Below are 16,966 nucleotides of genomic sequence, written 5' to 3' on the forward strand. Positions count from 1 at the left end.
CACCGGCGGGCGCCAACCGAGGAGCGAGATGTTCACCATTGAGCTGAGCGAGGACGACCGCCGCCGGATCGACGACCTCGTCGCCGAGATCCTCGACGGCCACGGCCGCCCGGACGCTCCGGAGCTGCTGGACCGCATCACCGTCTGGGCACAGGACATGCCGCGCGCGGTGCGGACCGCGGCCAACCACTTCCGGCTGCACGAACCGGCCGGCGGCTGCCTGTTCACCGGATTCCGCGTCGACGACGACGCGATCGGCGACACCCCGGCGCACTGGGGCGGCGCGCGTGCGAACGGCACGGCCCGCGAGGACCTGTTCCTGCTGCTGTGCGCCTCACTGCTCGGCGACCCGATCGCCTGGGCCACCCAGCAGGGCGGGCGGCTGCTGCACGACGTCATGCCGATCAAGGGACACGAGTCGGAGCAGATCAACTCCTCGACGTCGGCGCCGCTGTGGTGGCACACCGAGGACGCCTTCCACCCCTGCCGCGCCCACTACGTCGGCCTGCTGTGCCTGCGCAACCCCGACGCCGTGGAGACGACGTACGCCGTCTTCGACGACCTCGACCTCGACGAGGAGACGGTGCGCACGCTGATGGAACCGCGCTACGTGATCCGGCCCGACGAGTCCCACCTGCCGAAGAACCGGGGCGGACAGGACGGCGACGCGCCGCGCGAACTGATGGAGCGCAGCTTCTCCTGGGTCGCGGAGATGAACAGCAACCCGCCGCTGATCCCCGTCCTGTTCGGCGACCCGAAAGCCCCGTACGGCCGGCTCGACCCGTACTTCATGGACCGCCGGGACGACGACCCCGAGGCGATGGCCGCCTTCGACCGGTTCGTCAAGGAGATCGACGACAAGCTCACCTCGGTCGTGCTGAAACCCGGTGACGCCCTGTTCATCGACAACTACAAGTCCGTGCACGGCAGGAAGCCGTACGCGGCCCGCTACGACGGCCGCGACCGCTGGCTCCGCCGCGTCAACGTCACCCGGGACCTGCGCTCCTCCCGCGCCACCCGCGTCGCCGCCGGCGCCCGCGTCATCCACTGACCGGCTCCCGCACCGCGGCCCGGCCGCCGGCCGGGAACATCCAGCCCACGCACCAGCCACCGACACCGATTGCGAGCTGACGAGCCATGAGGAAATACCGGCTGATGGTCCCGGGCCCGACACCGACACCACCGGAGGTCACCGCGGCCGCCGTGCTGCCCGTCGAGGACGAGCGCACCGCCGACTACGCCCGGGTCTTCACCCGCGTCGTCGACAACCTCCGGCGGGCCCTGTTCACCCGCAACGACGTCCTGCTGTCGGCCTCCAGCATGACCGGCGCGTTCGAAGGGGCGATGCAGAACCTCTTCTCGCCCGGAGACCGAGTCCTGGTCGCCGTCAACGGCGCGTTCGGCGCCCGGTGGGTGGACATGGCCGAGCGGTTCGGCCTCCGGGTGACCGAGGTGGCGCACGAGTGGGGCCGGCCGCTGGACCTGGAGCGGATCGCCGAGGCCGCGCGCACGCCGGGCCTGGTGGCCGCGATCGCGGTGCACTGCGAGACCTCCACCGCCGTCGTCAACGACATGCGCGGCTTCGCCGCCGCCGTCGCACCGCTCGTCACCGTGGTCGACTCCGCCTCCGGCGTCGGCGCATGCGAACTGCGCACCGACGACTGGGGCCTGGACGTGGTGGTGGGCGGCTGCCAGAAGGCGCTGATGACACCGCCGGGACTCGCCTTCACCAGTGTCGGCCCGCGCGCCTGGCAGTTGCACCGGACGGCCCGGCTGCCGCGCTACTACTTCGACTGGGACGAGGCACGCGACGCGCTGCGCGCCGACATCCCGCGCACCCCGTGGACGCCGGCCGTCAGCCTCATCAACCAACTCGACGTGGCGCTGCGGCTGATCCACGAGGAGGGCATGCCGCAGGTGTTCGCCCGCCACGCACGCCTGGGACGGCTGGCCCGTGCGGGCGTGAGGGGCCTCGGACTCGACCTGTTCTCCCCGGACGAGGACCGCCACGCCTCCGCGACCGCCGCCCGGCTGCCCGACGGCGTCGACGGCGGCGCGCTCGTCGACCACCTCCTGGAGCGCTACGGCATCCAGCTCACCGGCGCGCAGGGCCCGCTCGCCGGACGCGTCCTGCGCATCGGGCACTGCGGCTACGTCGACGAGTTCGACGTGCTGACCGCGCTGTCGGCGCTGGAACTCGGCCTGGCCGACTTCGGCCACCGCGTCCCGCCGGGCAGCGCCGTCACGGCCGCCCTGCGCGCACGCGCCGCCGACGGCCCGGCACCCGCCAACGTGGACGCGCCGGTGCCGACCGGCCCCGCCGTCCGCGCCCTGAGCGTGTCGGAGGCGTCATGACGGGGACCGTCAAGGCGGCGGACCGGCCCGTGCTGGTCCTCGTGCGCAGCGCACCGTACTGGCGCTGGGTGCTGGCCACGATGATGCTGCGGCTGCCGCCCATCATGGCCCCGATGGCGTTCGTGCTGGTGAGCATGGAGTACCGCGGCGGCCCGGCGCTCGGCGGGCTCCTGGTGGGTGCCGCGCTGCTGCCCGGCGTCGTGGCCGGACCCGTCTGCGGCCGCCTCCTGGACCGCCTCGGCACGGAGGTGTGGACGCCTCGCGTCCTGGTGCTCGGCGCCGTGGCCCGGCTGCTGCTGGCCGTCGCCTTCCTCCAGGACGCGCCCGACTGGATCCTGCTCCTCTGCGTGCTGGTCGGCACGGTCATCACCTCCGGCGTCAGCGGAGCGACCCGGACCCTGCTCAACAAGACCGTGCCTCCGCACCTGATCGGCCCGGCGCTGTCGCTGGACTCCATCGCCGTGGAGCTGGTCGTCATCAGCGCGCCGTTCCTGGTGGCGCTCAGCGCCGTCGCCGATCCCCTCTACGCCCTGATCGCCATGGGCGTGGCCACGCTCATCGGCGCGGCGCTGCTGCACCCCCGCTCCCGGGCCTCGGCGACCGCCACGCCCGAAGACCACGCCGCACCCGCGGCCGCGGTGCCGGTGCCGCCCGCCGTCCCGTCCGGCTCCGCCGCGCCCGTGGCCGCAGAACCGGCCGTGGCGCCGGCCGCCGGCAGCCTGTGGCGCAACCGCCCGTTCCTGTTCTGGGTGCTGGTCACGCTGGCCTTCGGCCATCTGCTCGGCACCGCCGACATCGGTGTCCTGCCGCGCGTCGCCGAGGACGGCGGCGGCACCACCCGGGCGGCGGTCCTCACCGGCGTGCTCGGCGCCGCCAGCGCCGTCACCGGCCTCGCCTACGCCTGGTACGCCCACCGCATCCGGATGGGATTCGTCCGGCAGGCCGTCGTCCTGCTGCTGATGATGATCGCCAGCAGTCTGGCCATCGCGCTCGTCGACGGTTACGCGGCCCTCGTCGTCGCCTTCGTCGCGCTCGGCCTGTGCACGGCACCGCTGAACACCGTGATGAACGAGGCACCGGGACACCTCGTGCCGGAGAACCGGATGACCGAGGCCTTCAGCACCCTGGTGTCCGCGCAGAGCATCGGCTTCGCACTGGCCGGCGGACTGCTGTCCGTCCTGCCCGTGGACCAGATGCTGCTGCTCGGCGGCGCCACCGCCGTCCTGACGCTCGCCGCGGCACCCGCCCTGCTGTCGACCCGTCGGCCCGACACCCGCCCGGCCCGCCCGGAACCGTCGAGGGAGTACGCGCGATGACCCTGTCCCCGCAGAAACTGCGCCTGCTCGAACGGCTGCGCGGCACACCGTCCGCCGACGACCCGGCACCGGCGACCGACGACGCGCCGCGTCCGCGCACGGACTCCGGCCCGGTGCCGGTCTCCACCGCCCAGCAGGGGCTGTGGCTGCTCGACCAGATCCTCACCGGTGCGGACCGGACCGCGTACACCATGGGCTGGGCCCTGCGGTTCACCGGGCCGCTCGACGCCGGAGTGCTGCGCGCGGCGCTGACGGAGATCGTGCGGCGGCACGAGGTGCTGCGCACCCGGTTCGCCGCCGCCGAACCCGTCCCCGTGCAGATCGTCGACCCGGCCGCACGGCTCCCGCTGCCCGTGCGCACCGTCACCGCCGACGAGACGGACGCGGTGGTCGCCGCGCACCTCGCCGAGCCCTTCGACCTCGCCGCCGGCCCGCTCCTGCGCGCCCTGCTGCTGCGCCTCGGCGCCGAGGAGCACGTCCTGGTGATCAGTTGCCACCACACGGTCGGCGACGGCACCTCGACCGGTGTGCTGCGCGAGGAACTCACCGCGCTCTACACGGCCTTCGCCACCGGCCGTCCCTCACCGCTGCCCGACCTGCCCGTCCAGTACGCCGACTACGCGCTGTGGGAGCGCGCGCGTCCGGCGAAGGACACCGACGCCGGCCGGGAGTACTGGCGGCAGCGCCTCGCCGGCGCGCCGGCCCTGCTGGAACTGCCGACGGACCGGCCGCGTCCGGCGGTGGCCTCGCACACCGGCGGCACCCACCGGTTCACGGTCGGCCCGCGACTCACGGCCCGCCTGCGCGAGCTGGCGCGCGCCGCGCACTGCACGCCGTTCATGCTGCTGACCGCCGCCTGGCAGGTCCTGCTCGCCCGCTGGTCCGGGCAGTCCGACATCTGCGTGGGCACACCCGTCTCCGGCCGGACCCGCAGCGAACTCGACCGGCTCATCGGCTACTTCGTCAACACGGTCGTACTGCGCGGACGGATCACGGACGACCTGACGTTCCATCAGGTGATGGACGCGGTCCGGGAGACGACGCTGGAGGCCTTCGCCCACCAGGACGTGCCCTTCGAGCGTCTCGTCGACGACCTCGCACCGGACCGGAGCCTGAGCCACCACCCGGTGTTCCAGACGATGCTGTCCTTCCGGAGCGACGACGCCACCGCACCCGTGCGGCTGCCGCACGGACTGACCGTCGAGGACCGTCCGGTCACCGGGACGGACGCCAAGTTCGACCTCACGCTGGAGCTCGTCGAGGGCCCGGACACCGTCGAGGGATCGCTCGGCTTCCGCACCGACCTCTTCGACGCGGCGACCGCGGCCGGCCTGGCCGACCGCTTCGTGCGGGTGCTGGCCCAGGTGGCGGCCGACCCGTCCACCCGGGTCGGCGCGCTGGAACTGCTGCTGCCCGGCGAGGCGGACCGACTGCTGGCCCGGGGCCGCGGCCCCGACCCCGCACCGGCGCCCGCCACCACGCTGCACGCGCTGATCGAGGAACAGGCGCGGCGCACGCCCGGCGCCCCCGCCGTGGCCTGCGCCGGAACCGAGCTGACCTACGCCGAACTGGACGCCCGCGCCGAGGCACTGGCCCGCCGCCTCAGGGCCCGCGGCATCGGGCCGGAACACATCGTCGCCGTGGCCGTGGAGCGGTCGGCCGACACCGTCGTCGCCCTGCTCGGCGTCCTCAAGGCCGGCGCCGCCTACCTGCCGGTGGACCCGACCCATCCGCCCGCGCGCACGGCGGCGGTCCTCGCCGACGCCCGTCCCGCCCTGGTCCTGCGCGACCTCACGCCCGACGGCCCCGAGGACACCGACCACGCCGGTGCCGCGACGGGGACCGGACGGACGGCGGGCCCGCGGCATCCGGCCTACGTCATCCACACCTCCGGCTCCACCGGCCGGCCCAAGGGCGTGGTCGTCGAGCACGCCGACGCCGTGGCACTGGTCCGCTGGGCCGTCGACACGCTCGGCGCCGAGCGCCTGGCCCGTACGGTGTGCAGCACCTCCTTCACCTTCGACGTCTCCATGTTCGAACTGTTCGGGCCGCTGGCCTGCGGCGGCCGGGTCGAGATCGTGCGCGACGCGCTCGCGCTGACCGAACGGCCCGCACCCGCGGGCACCGCGACCCTCGTCAGCACCGTCCCGTCCGCGCTGGCCGGCGTACTCGACCACGGCCGGATCCCGGACGGCACCCGCACGGTCGTCCTCGCCGGCGAGGCGCTGCCGCGGGCGCTGCTGCGACGGCTGCGCGAGACCGTCCCCGACGCGGAGGTGATCAACGCCTACGGCCCCACCGAGGCCACCGTCTACGCCACCGCCTGGTGGGCGGGCACGGACGCCCGCGACGGCACGCCCCCGATCGGCACCGCCCTGCCCGGCACCAGCGCTCAGGTCCTCGACGCCGCGCTGCGGCCGGTCCCGGCCAACTGCGTCGGCGAGCTGTACCTCGGCGGCGCCGGCGTGGCCCGCGGCTACCTGCGCCGGCCGGCCCTGACCGCCGACCGGTTCCTGCCCGACCCGTACGGCGTGCCCGGCGCGCGCATGTACCGCACCGGCGACCTGGTGCGCTGGCGACCGGACGGCGGCCTGGTCTACGTCGGCCGCGCCGACGACCAGGTCAAGGTGCGCGGATTCCGCATCGAGCCCGGTGAGATCGAGACGGCGCTGTGCGCGCACGAGCGGGTGGACGGCGCGGTGGTCGTGGTCCGCGAGGACGCACCGGGAGACCGGCGGCTGGTCGCCTACGCCGTACCGGCCGCGCCCGGCCCGCTTCCGTCCGCCGCCGAACTGCGCGCGCACCTCGGCGGGACGCTGCCGGCGTACATGGTGCCGTCGGCGTTCGTCGCGCTCGACTCGCTGCCGCTGACCGCCAACGGCAAACTCGACCGCGCCGCGCTGCCCGCACCGCACCCCGGCGGTTCCCGTACGGCTGCCGCCCACGAACCGCCGCGGCCCGGCACCGAATCCGTGGTCGCGGAGGTCTGGGCGCAGGTCCTCGGGATCGAACGGGCCGGACGGCACGACGACTTCTTCGACCTGGGCGGGCACTCGCTGCACGCGGCCACCGCCGCCGCCCGCATCCGGGCCCGCACCGGCACCGAACTGCCGCTGGCCGCCGTGTTCACCGCGCCGACCGTCGCGGAACTGGCCGCCGACATCGACGCCCGCGGCCGTACGACCGGGGAACTGGCCATCCGCAGCCTCGACCGCACCCGCTACCGCGCCCGGGGCCGGCAGCGACCGGCCGGTCACGAAGACCGCCGGTAACCCCCGACACCGGTCCGCCGCCCGCGCCGCCCACCGGGCCCGGCCGGCCCGGACCCACCCCGACCCCTGGGCCCCGACGCGGCGACGGCCGGATCGCGACCCCACCCGGAAAGGTAGGACAGCCCATGCCAGCCGCCCAGGACGACGCCCAAGGGGCCATGGACGCACCGCCCGCCGAGACGGAGGACGTCCTCGTCTTCCCGGCCTCCTTCACCCAGTCCCGACTGTGGTTCATGGACCGGCTCGCCCCGGGCGGCGCCGTCTACAACGTGCCGCTCGTGATCGGCCTGTCCGGGCCGCTGGACGCCGCGCTGCTCGCGGACTGCCTGACCGCCCTCGCCCGACGCCACGAAGTGCTGCGCACCACCTTCGCCGAGGGCGAGGACGGCCCGCTGCAGATCGTCCGGCCGGCTCCGGCGGTACGGCTGGAGGTGCGCGACGTCACCGCCGACGAGGCGGAACGGGCCGCGGCCGACGAGGCCGCCCGCCCCTTCGACCTGACCACCGGCCCGCTGCTGCGCGCACTGCTGCTGCGCACCGGCCCCGCCGAGCACCTGCTCGTCGTCACCTTCCACCACACCGTGTGCGACGGCTGGTCCCTCGGCGTGTTCTGCCGCGAACTCGGCACCCTCTACCAGGCGCACGTCCTGGGCCTCGCCTCGCCACTGCCCGACCTGGCGATCCAGTACGCGGACTACGCGGTGTGGCAGCGCGAACGCCTGGAGTCCGCCTCCCTCGACGGCCACCTCGCCCACTGGCGCGAACGACTTGCCGACGCACCGGCCCTCCTCACCCTGCCGACCGACCGGCCCCGGCCCGCCGTCGCCACGCACCGCGGCGCCGAAGTGCCGCTCACCGTGTCCGAAACGGCTGCCTCGAAGCTGCGGGACCTGGCGCGCGCCGGCCGCTGCACCCCGTTCATGCTGCTGCTGGCCGCCTGGCAGGTCACGCTCGCCCGCTGGTCCGGCCAGTCGGACGTCTGCGTCGGCTCACCGGTCGCCGGCCGTGACCGGCCGGAACTGGAGCCGCTGATCGGCTACTTCGCCAACACCGTCGTGCTGCGTGCCCGGCCGGCCGCGGACATGACCTTCCGCGGCCTGCTCGACCGGACCCGGCGCACCGTACTCGCCGACCTCGCCCACCAGGACGTGCCGTTCGAGCGCCTGGTGGAGGAGCTGCGGCCGGACCGCGACCTCGGCCACCACCCGCTGTTCCAGGCGGCGTTCGTGCTCCAGAACGCCGAACCGGCCCGGCTCCATCTGCCCGGCCTGCGCTGCACGGTCGGCGAACCGGCCGCCCGCACCGCCAAGTTCGACCTCACCCTGGCCCTGGAGGACACCGGCGACGGCGGCTTCACCGGTGTGCTGGAGTACGCCACCGACCTGTTCGACGCCGGTACGGCCGCCTCGCTGGCCGAGTCGTTCCTGCTGCTCCTGGAACACGCCGTCACCGAGCCGGACACCGCGCTCAGCGACCTCCGGCTCGTCGCCGAGGACCACCGCGCCGACTCCGTCGCCCCGCACCCCCGCGCCCGGACCGGTGCGCCGGCCGGCCCGGCCGGACCCGCCACACTGACCGGCCTGTTCGAGCGGCAGGCCGCGCGGACACCCGACGCCACCGCGGTCGTCGCCGGCACCGACCGGCTGTCGTACGCCGAACTCGACCGGCGGGCCAACCGCCTCGCCCGCCGACTGCTGCGGTCGGGCGCTGGCCCGGACCGGCTGGTGGCGCTGGCCCTGCCACGCTCCACGGAGCTGATCGTCGCGATCCTCGGCGTCCTCAAGGCCGGAGCCGCCTACCTGCCCGTCGACTCCACCGCCCCGGCCGAGCGCGTCCGGCACATCATGACCGACGCCGCTCCCTCCTGCGTGCTGACCACGGCGGAGACCGCGGCCCGCCTGTTCCCGGACGGCACCACGACCGTCCTCCTCACCGACCCGGCCGCGCCCGCGCCGGACGACCACACCGTCACGGACCGGGCCGCACCCGCCACCACGACCGGCGCACCCCCGCCCGGCGACCACGCCCTCACCGACGCCGAACGCGGCGCCGCCCAGCACCCCGACCACCTGGCCTACGTCATCTACACCTCCGGTTCCACCGGCCGGCCCAAAGGCGTCGCAGTGGCGCACCGCCAGGTGGTCCGCCTGCTCACCGCCGCCGCCGAGGACTTCGGCTTCGGCGCCGACGACACGTGGAGCCTGTTCCACTCCTGCGCCTTCGACTTCTCGGTGTGGGAGATCTGGGGACCGCTCGCGCACGGCGGCACGCTCGCCGTGGTGCCGGCCCGGGTCACCCGCTCACCGCGCGAGTTCCTCGGCTTCCTCCTCACCCACCGGGTCACGGTCCTCAACCAGACCCCGTCCGCCTTCCGGGAGCTGACCGCCGAGGTCATGGCCCGCCCCGAGCCGCCGCACCTCGCGCTGCGGACCGTCGTCCTCGGCGGTGAGGCGCTGGCGGTGGACGACCTGGCACCGTGGTTCGACCGCTTCGGCGACCGGTGCCCGGACATGGTGAACATGTACGGCATCACCGAGACCACCGTGCACGTCACCCACCGCCGCATCCGGCGGGCCGACGTGGACGGCCCGGTGCGCAGTCCGGTCGGGCACGCGCTGGCCGATCTGCGACTGCACCTGCTGGACGCGCACGGCCGTCCGGTGCCCCGCGGAGCGGCCGGTGAACTCCACGTCGGCGGCCCCGGAGTGGCCCGCGGCTACCTGCACCGCCCCGCGCTGACCGCCGAGCGCTTCGTGCCCGACCCGTTCGGCCCGCCGGGCGCCCGGCTGTACCGCTCCGGCGACCTGTGCCGCTGGCGCGCGGACGGCGAACTGGAGTACCTCGGACGCGGCGACCAGCAGGTCAAGATCCGCGGATTCCGCATCGAGCCGGGCGAGATCGAGGCGGCGCTCGCCGAGCACCCGCGGGTCGCCCGGGCCGCGGTGCTGGCCCGCACCGACCCGGCCGGCGACCCCTGCCTCGTCGGCTACGTCGTCCCGACCGCCGAAGGACCGCCCGACGCCGTCTCCCTGCGCGCCCACCTCGGCGCGCTCCTGCCGTCGTACATGGTGCCCGGAGCGTACGTCGTCGTGCCCGCGCTGCCGCTCACCGGCAACGGCAAGCTCGACCGCGCCGCGCTGCCCGCCCCCACGGCCGCCCAGCGCGCGGCGGCCGCCTACGAGCCGCCGCGCGGGGACAGCGAACGGCTGCTGGCCGAGATGTGGTCGGAGGTGCTGGGCGTGCCCGTGGAGCGGATCGGCGCCGACGACGACTTCTTCGACCTCGGAGGGCATTCCTTCGCCGCGCTGCGGCTCATCGGCCGCATGGAGAGCACCTGGGACGTCACCGTGCCCACGGCGACCGTGTTCTCCGCGCCGACGCTGCGCGCGCTGGCCGCCTGGCTGGACGAGCGCCCGCCGGCACCGGCACCGTCACCGCTGGTCCCGCTGCGCGCCACCGGCGAACTCCCCCCGCTGTTCCTGGTCCACCCGGTCGGCGGCCACGTCCTGTGCTACGCCTCCCTGGCGGCCGCTCTCCCGCCCGGCCGGCCCGTGCACGCGCTGGTCGCCCGCGGCATGCGGGAGGGCGAACGGCCCGCCGCACGGATCGAGGACATGGCCGCCGACTACCTCGACGCCATCGCCGAGGCGGGGCACGACGGTCCGCTGCTCCTCGGCGGCTGGTCGCTCGGCGGAGTCGTCGCCTTCGAGATGGCCCGCCAGGCGGCCCTGCGCGACGGCCGCACCCCGCCGGTCGTCCTGATCGACAGTCACGCGCCGGGACGGTACGGGCCGGCCGGTGCCGCGCGGAACGAGGCGGAGCTGATCGCGGACTTCGCCGCGGACTGGGAGCGGTCCACCGGCACCCGCCTCGCCGTACCGGCGGCCACGACCGCACAGGAGTGCCGCACCCGCCTGCTGGACGGCGCCCGCACCGCCGGACTGCTGGACGCCGAGGACGGCCCAGCCCATCTGGCCCGCCTGCTCGACCTGTACGGCGCCAACCGCGCCGCCCTGGAACGCTACCGGCCCGACGGCCCGCACCACGGACGGCTCCTCGTCCTGTCCGCCGCCGGCACCGACGGCGACGCCGACCGCGGCTGGCGGCACTGGACCACCGGACCGGTGGACGTGCGCCCGGTGCCCGGCGACCACTACAGCCTCCTGCGCGAACCGAACCTCACCCGAATCGCGGCCGAACTGCGGCCCTTCCTCGACGGGAGCCCGACATGAAGCTGCGCCGAGCGCCGCTCGAAGACTGGATGCGCGACTTCTACTTCGACACCACCATCGACCTCGGCAGCAGCGGAGTGCAGTGCTGGACCCTCGCCGAACTGCGCGCCCTGCTCGCCATCGGCCACGACGACCTGGACGCCATCGCCCTCGACGACAGCCCCTCCTACGGCAGCGAGGCGCTGCGCCGCGCACTCGCGCAGCGCTTCGCCGACGGCGACCCGGCCCGCGTGATGGCCACCCACGGCTCCACCGAGGCGATCTTCCTGGCCATGAACGCCCTGCTGGAACCCGGCGACGAGGTCGTCGTCATCGACCCGGGCTACCACTCGCTGTGGTCGATCGCCGAGTCCATCGGCTGCCGCCTCCGGCGGTGGCGGCTGCGGCCCGAAGACGGCTTCACGCCCGACCTCGACGCCCTGCGCGCCCGGATCACGCCTCGGACCCGCATGGTCGTCGTCAACCTCCCGAACAACCCGACCGGCGCCTCGCTGCCCGCCGGCCTCTTCGACGCCTTCCTCGGCCTCGTCGCCGACAGCGGTGCCTACCTCGTCTGGGACGGCGCCTTCACCGAACTCACCCACACCGGCCCGCCGCTGCCCGAGCCGTCACTGCGCTACGAGCGCTGCCTCTCCCTCGGCACCATGTCCAAGGCGTACGGCCTGCCCGGCACCCGCGTCGGCTGGTGCCTGGGCGCGCCCGACCTGCTCGCCCGCTTCCTGCCGTTGCGGGACGCGCTCACCATCTGCCTGTCGCCGCTGACCGAGTTCCTCGCCGAACGCGCCGTCGTGCACGCCGACCGCATCCTCGGCATCCGCCGCGCCCAGGCCCGCCGCAACCTGGACACGCTCACCGCGTGGGCCGACGCGAACGCGGCCCTGGTCTCCCTGACTCCGCCGGACGGCGGCGTCACCGCCTTCCCGTCCTTCCACGGCGTCACCGACACCGAGGACCTGTGCCGCGAACTCGGCCGCGACCACGACGTCCTGCTCGTCCCCGGCAGCGGCTTCGGCCACCCCGACCGGGTGCGGCTCGGCTTCGGCGGCGACGAGAAGGACTTCGCGACCGGGCTGCACCGGCTGCAGACCGTGCTGGAACAGCGGGCCGCGGCCCGCCGACCCGAAGGAGCGCACCGATGACCAGCGCCACGGCCCCGGCCACCGCGCCGCGCACCCGCACCCACGACGTCTCCGTCACCCAGCACGGCCTGTGGTTCCTCGACCAGATCAACCCGGGCGACCCGCTCTACACGCTGGCCTGGCGCCTCGAACTCGAAGGACCGCTGGACACCGCCGCCCTGCGCCACGCCGTCGACGCCGTCGTCGCCCGCCACGACGCCCTGCGCACCCGCTTCGACCGCTCCGGCGACGGCCGGCTGGTGCAGATCGTCACCGACCGCCTCACCATCGGCCTGCCCGTCACCGACCTGCGCCCGCTCCCCGCCGAGCGGCGCGAACGGGCCGCGGCCGACGCCTGCGCCGCCGAAGCCGCCACCGGCTTCGACCTCCTGGCCGGTCCGCTGATCCGCACCCGGCTGCTGCGCACCGCGGAGCACCGCCACACCCTCATGCTGCTCGTCCACCACATCGTCTTCGACGCGGTGTCGATGGAGACCGTCGTCCGCGAACTCGCCGACGCCTACGGCCACGCCCGCGCCGGCACCGACTGGCGGCCGCCGCCCGCGAGCCAGTACCCGGACTTCGCCGACCGCCAGCGGGCGGAGCTGAGCGGGCCGCGCCTGGACCGCCTCCTCGGCTTCTGGCGCCGGGAACTGGACGGTGCACCCGAACTCCTCACCCTGCCCACCGACCGTCCCCGACCCGCCGAGCAGACCCACGCCGGTGCCGAGCACCGGGTGCGCCTGCCCGCCGCGCTCACCGACCGGCTGCGCACACTCGCCCGCTCCGAACGGGTCACCCTGCACATGCTGCTGCTGGCCGCCTACCAGGTGCTGCTGGCCCGCTGGTCCGGCCAGCGCGACGTCAGCGTCGGCACGACCGTCGCGGGCCGGCCGCTGAGCGAACTCGCCGGATCCGTCGGCTACTTCGTCAACACCGTCGTCCTGCGGGGCCGCCTCGAGGACAACCCGTCCTTCCGCGACCACCTGCGCGCCGTGCGCACCACCTGCCTGCGCGCCTACGACCACCAGGCCCTGCCCTTCGACCGGGTGGTGGAAGAGCTGCGGCCGGGCCGCTCGCTGAGCCACAACCCCCTGTTCCAGGTCACCTTCGACACCCACGTGGACGAACCGGCCCATCGGACACGGACGTTCGGCGACGCCACGCTCACCTCGGCCGGCTTCATCGAGGCGGGCCGCTCCAAGTTCGACCTGTCCCTCACCGCCGTGGACGACGGCACCGGCATCGAACTGACCGCCGAGTACGCCACCGACCTCTTCGACCACGCCACCGTCGAACGCCTCACCGGCCACTACGCGCTCCTGCTGGGCGCGGCCGCCGACGCACCCGAAACCCCGGTCGACGGCCTCGGTTTCCTCTCCTCGGACGAGGAACGACTGACCGTCGGGGACTGGAACCGCACCGACGGCCCCGTCCCCGACACCACGCTCGGCGACCTGTTCGCCGCCCAGGCCGCCCGCACACCCGACGCCGTCGCCGTCAGCGACGCCTCCGGCCACCTCACCTACGCACAACTCGACGCCCGCGCCGCCCAGGTGGCCCACCTGCTGCGCTCCCGCGGCCACGGCCCGGAAAGCACCGTCGGCGTCTTCCTGGAACGCTCCGTCGACCTCGTCGTGGCCCTCTACGGGGTCGTCCGGTCCGGCGCCGCGTTCGTGCCGCTCGACCCCGGCTACCCGCCCGACCGCCTCGCCCACGTCGTCGACGACGCCGGAATCACCACCGTCCTGACCGAGTCGGCCCTGCGCCCGCGCCTGCCCGGCCACCTCGACGCGCCCGCCCTCGACACCGACCGCCACCTCTTCGACGCGCAGCCCGTCACCGCGCCCCGGCCGGACGTCACCGGACGCCACCTGGCCTACATCGTCTACACCTCGGGCTCCACCGGCCGGCCGAAAGGAGCGATGAACGAGCACCGCAACATCGTCAACCAGCTCACCTGGGTGCAGGACCGCTACGGGCTCGGCCCCGCCGACGTCCTGCTGCAGAAGACCCCGGTCGGCTTCGACGACTCGCTGCGCGAGCTGTTCTGGCCGCTCGCCGTCGGCGCCCGCCTGGTCATGGCCGAGCCCGGCGCCCACCGCGACCCGACCGCACTCGCCGACGTCATCGAGGCCGAGCGGGTCACCGTGCTGCACGTGGTGCCGTCCCTGCTCCAGGCCTTCGTCGAGTCCCCCGCCGACACCGCACGCTGCGCCTCGCTGCGCCGGGTCGTCTGCAGCGGCGAGGCGCTGCTGCCGGAGCTGCAACGGCGCTTCTTCGCCACCTTCGCCGGCACCGAGCTCACCAACCTCTACGGGCCCTGCGAGGCCGCCATCGACGTCACGCACTGGGACTGCCTGCCCGGCGCGGAGGGTCCCGTCCCGATCGGCGGCCCCGTCCTCAACACCCGCGTCTACGTCCTCGACACCACCGGCCGCCCGGTTCCCGTCGGCGTACCCGGCGAACTCCACGTCGCCGGACGCCAGATCGGCCGCGGTTACCACGGCAGGGCCGCGCTGACCGCCGAGCGCTTCGTGCCCGACGCGTTCTCCGCCGAGCCGGGCGCCCGCCTGTACCGCACCGGTGACGTGTGCCGGTGGCGGGCCGACGGACGGCTCGACTACCTCGGCCGCACCGACCACCAGGTCAAGATCCGGGGCGTGCGCATCGAACCGGAGGAGATCGACGCCGCACTCACCGCGCTGCCGCAGGTCCGCCAGGCGGCCGTCCTGTGCCGCGAGGACACCCCGGGCGACAAGCGCCTCGTCGCCTACGTCGTACCGGCCGCCGACGTCAGGCCCGCCGACCTGCGCACCGCCCTCGCCGGCACCCTGCCCGCCTACATGGTCCCCGGCGACTACGTCCTCCTGGACGCCCTGCCGCTCAACAGCAACGGCAAGCTGGACCGCGCCGCGCTGCCCGCCCCGGCCGGCGACCGCCCGGGCGACAGCCTGTACACGGCGCCGCGCGACGACGTCGAAGCCGTGGTCGCCTGGGCGTTCGCCGACGTCCTCGGCCTCGGACGGGCCGGTGTCCACGACGACTTCTTCGACCTCGGCGGACACTCCCTGCTCGCCACCCGCGCCGTGATGTTCCTGCGCGAGCACCTCGGCGTGGACCTGCGCGTCCACGCCCTGTTCCGGGCCCCGACCCCGGCCCTGCTGGCCGCCGAGACGGTACGGCTCGCCACCGACCCGCAGCGGCTGCGGGCGACCGGCGCCGCGGTCCGCGCCGTACTCGACCTCACCGACGAGGAGGCCGGCCGCCTCCTCGACGGCGGACCCACCGCACAGGAAGGACCCGGCGACCATGGACAGGACGGCTGAACAGGACACCGCCCGGCCCGCCACCGGCTGCCCGTACGCCGCGTCCCGCGCGCCGGGGGAGGCGGCGGGCGGCGGCGCGGACTTCGACAGCCACGACCCGGCGCTCGCCCGGGACCCGTTCCCTGCCTACGAACGCCTGCGCGCCGCCGGGCCGGTGACCTGGAGCGGGAACTGGGACGGCTTCTGGGTGGCCGTCGGGCACGCCGAGGTCTCCGCCGCCGCCCGCTCCCGCCGGCTGCTGACCGGCCGAACCCTGCCCGACGGCACCGTCCAGGGCGTCACCATCCCGCCTCTCGGCCAGACGGGCCGTATGGCACCTCTGGAGCTGGACGCGCCGCTGTCGCTGAAGTACCGCAAGGTGCTGGCCGCCTTCTACTCCGCAGGCCGGGTCCGCGCCCGCGAGCGGGAGCTGCGCGACCTGGCACGCGAGAGCCTCGACGCGGCGATCGACGCCGGCACCTGCGACATCGTCCCGGCGTTCACCCTGCGCGTACCGGGCATCGTCACCATGCGCGACATCGGCCTGCCGGACGACCGCTGGTTCGACGTGGACGCCCTGCTGCACCGGGCGCTGCTGTCCGCGCCGCACGACATGGCGGCCGCCCGCCACTACGCCCAGCTGATCACGCTGGAGATCGTCGAGGAGATGGAGGCCGTCCGCGAGCTGCTGGAGGAGGACCCGGACGCGCCGGCCGGCGGGCTCATCGCGCAGTTGCTGCGCACCACCGTCGACGGCGAGCCCGTACCGGACGAGGACATCGTCTCGATGATGTACTTCCTCCTGCTGGGCATCGACCCGACCTCCACGCTCACCGCGACCGCGCTGTGGCACCTGTCCCACCACCCGGACCTGAAGCGACGGTTGATCGACGACCCGCGGCTGATCCCGCGCGCCGCGGACGAGTACCTGCGCTGGATGTCACCGGTGCAGGGCACCAGCCGTACCGTCGGCGAGGACTTCGGCCTCGGAGGACGGCAACTGGCCGCCGGGGAGCGGATCTTCCTGTCCTGGGCGGCGGCCAACCGGGACGAGTCCGTGTACCCCCGCGCCTTCGAGATCGACCTGGACCGTCCCGACGAACGGCACCACGCCTTCGGCGGCGGCCCGCACTACTGCGTCGGCGCGGGCATCGTCCGGGCCATGTTCACCGCGATGATGGAGGAGATGCTCACCCGCCGCCCCGACTACGAGGTCGCCGACGAGGACGCCATCACCTGGTTCCCGGACCTCAGCTCCTTCTACGGCATCACCTCCCTGCCGCTGCACCTGAACGGCCGGCCGCCGGGCCCGGCCCGCACCCGCTGAACCGTCGCGCTGCGCCCCACCCGGCCACCGGCCGGCCG

8 protein-coding genes are annotated in these 16,966 nt (G+C 74.7%); all 8 read left to right on the forward strand.

Going from position 1 to position 16,966, the window contains the following annotated elements; all coding sequences use genetic code 11:
• Positions 1 to 28: 28 nt before the first annotated feature.
• The 8 genes from gntD to FGW31_RS31400 all read left to right on the forward strand — a co-directional run bounded on the left by gntD (position 29) and on the right by FGW31_RS31400 (position 16,928).
• Positions 29 to 1,051 carry a guanitoxin biosynthesis L-enduracididine beta-hydroxylase GntD gene (gene gntD / locus FGW31_RS31365; RefSeq protein ID WP_142196925.1) on the forward strand — a complete coding sequence of 341 codons (1,023 nt, stop codon included), beginning with the start codon at positions 29 to 31 and terminating at the stop codon, positions 1,049 to 1,051.
• A gap of 86 nt (positions 1,052 to 1,137) precedes the next feature.
• A complete protein-coding gene (locus FGW31_RS31370) occupies positions 1,138 to 2,355 on the forward strand; it encodes a pyridoxal-phosphate-dependent aminotransferase family protein (protein ID WP_142196926.1) in 1,218 nt (405 codons plus the stop codon).
• On the forward strand, positions 2,352 to 3,671 hold the full coding sequence (locus tag FGW31_RS31375; protein WP_142196927.1) for an MFS transporter: 1,320 nt from the start codon (positions 2,352 to 2,354) through the stop codon (positions 3,669 to 3,671). Before FGW31_RS31370 ends, FGW31_RS31375 begins: the two co-directional genes overlap by 4 nt.
• A complete protein-coding gene (locus FGW31_RS31380) occupies positions 3,668 to 6,943 on the forward strand; it encodes a non-ribosomal peptide synthetase (RefSeq protein WP_142196928.1) in 3,276 nt (1,091 codons plus the stop codon). Before FGW31_RS31375 ends, FGW31_RS31380 begins: the two co-directional genes overlap by 4 nt.
• A gap of 125 nt (positions 6,944 to 7,068) precedes the next feature.
• On the forward strand, positions 7,069 to 11,175 hold the full coding sequence (locus tag FGW31_RS31385; protein WP_142196929.1) for a non-ribosomal peptide synthetase: 4,107 nt from the start codon (positions 7,069 to 7,071) through the stop codon (positions 11,173 to 11,175).
• Positions 11,172 to 12,314 (forward strand): capreomycidine synthase, encoded by a 1,143-nt coding sequence (gene vioD / locus FGW31_RS31390; protein ID WP_142196930.1) that lies wholly within the window; start codon positions 11,172 to 11,174, stop codon positions 12,312 to 12,314. The genes FGW31_RS31385 and vioD overlap by 4 nt, the downstream gene beginning before the upstream one ends.
• Positions 12,311 to 15,622, forward strand: coding sequence for a non-ribosomal peptide synthetase (locus FGW31_RS31395; protein ID WP_142196931.1), 3,312 nt, complete (start codon positions 12,311 to 12,313; stop codon positions 15,620 to 15,622). Before vioD ends, FGW31_RS31395 begins: the two co-directional genes overlap by 4 nt.
• The gene (locus FGW31_RS31400) at positions 15,606 to 16,928 is read left to right on the forward strand and encodes a cytochrome P450 (protein WP_142196932.1); all 1,323 of its coding nucleotides are present in this window, start codon (positions 15,606 to 15,608) and stop codon (positions 16,926 to 16,928) included. The genes FGW31_RS31395 and FGW31_RS31400 overlap by 17 nt, the downstream gene beginning before the upstream one ends.
• Positions 16,929 to 16,966 lie beyond the last annotated feature (38 nt).

It is taken from the genome of Streptomyces calvus, from assembly GCF_006782915.1.
Classification (GTDB): domain Bacteria; phylum Actinomycetota; class Actinomycetes; order Streptomycetales; family Streptomycetaceae; genus Streptomyces; species Streptomyces calvus.

Excerpts from the sequence above, each read along its gene's own strand:
- FGW31_RS31375 (WP_142196927.1), top strand. The coding sequence starts at position 2,352 with ATGACGGGGACCGTCAAGGCGGCGGACCGGCCCGTGCTGGTCCTCGTG.
- vioD (WP_142196930.1), top strand. The coding sequence starts at position 11,172 with ATGAAGCTGCGCCGAGCGCCGCTCGAAGACTGGATGCGCGACTTCTAC.
- FGW31_RS31400 (WP_142196932.1), top strand. The coding sequence starts at position 15,606 with ATGGACAGGACGGCTGAACAGGACACCGCCCGGCCCGCCACCGGCTGC.
- FGW31_RS31395 (WP_142196931.1), top strand. The coding sequence starts at position 12,311 with ATGACCAGCGCCACGGCCCCGGCCACCGCGCCGCGCACCCGCACCCAC.
- FGW31_RS31380 (WP_142196928.1), top strand. The coding sequence starts at position 3,668 with ATGACCCTGTCCCCGCAGAAACTGCGCCTGCTCGAACGGCTGCGCGGC.
- gntD (WP_142196925.1), top strand. The coding sequence starts at position 29 with ATGTTCACCATTGAGCTGAGCGAGGACGACCGCCGCCGGATCGACGAC.
- FGW31_RS31370 (WP_142196926.1), top strand. The coding sequence starts at position 1,138 with ATGAGGAAATACCGGCTGATGGTCCCGGGCCCGACACCGACACCACCG.
- FGW31_RS31385 (WP_142196929.1), top strand. The coding sequence starts at position 7,069 with ATGCCAGCCGCCCAGGACGACGCCCAAGGGGCCATGGACGCACCGCCC.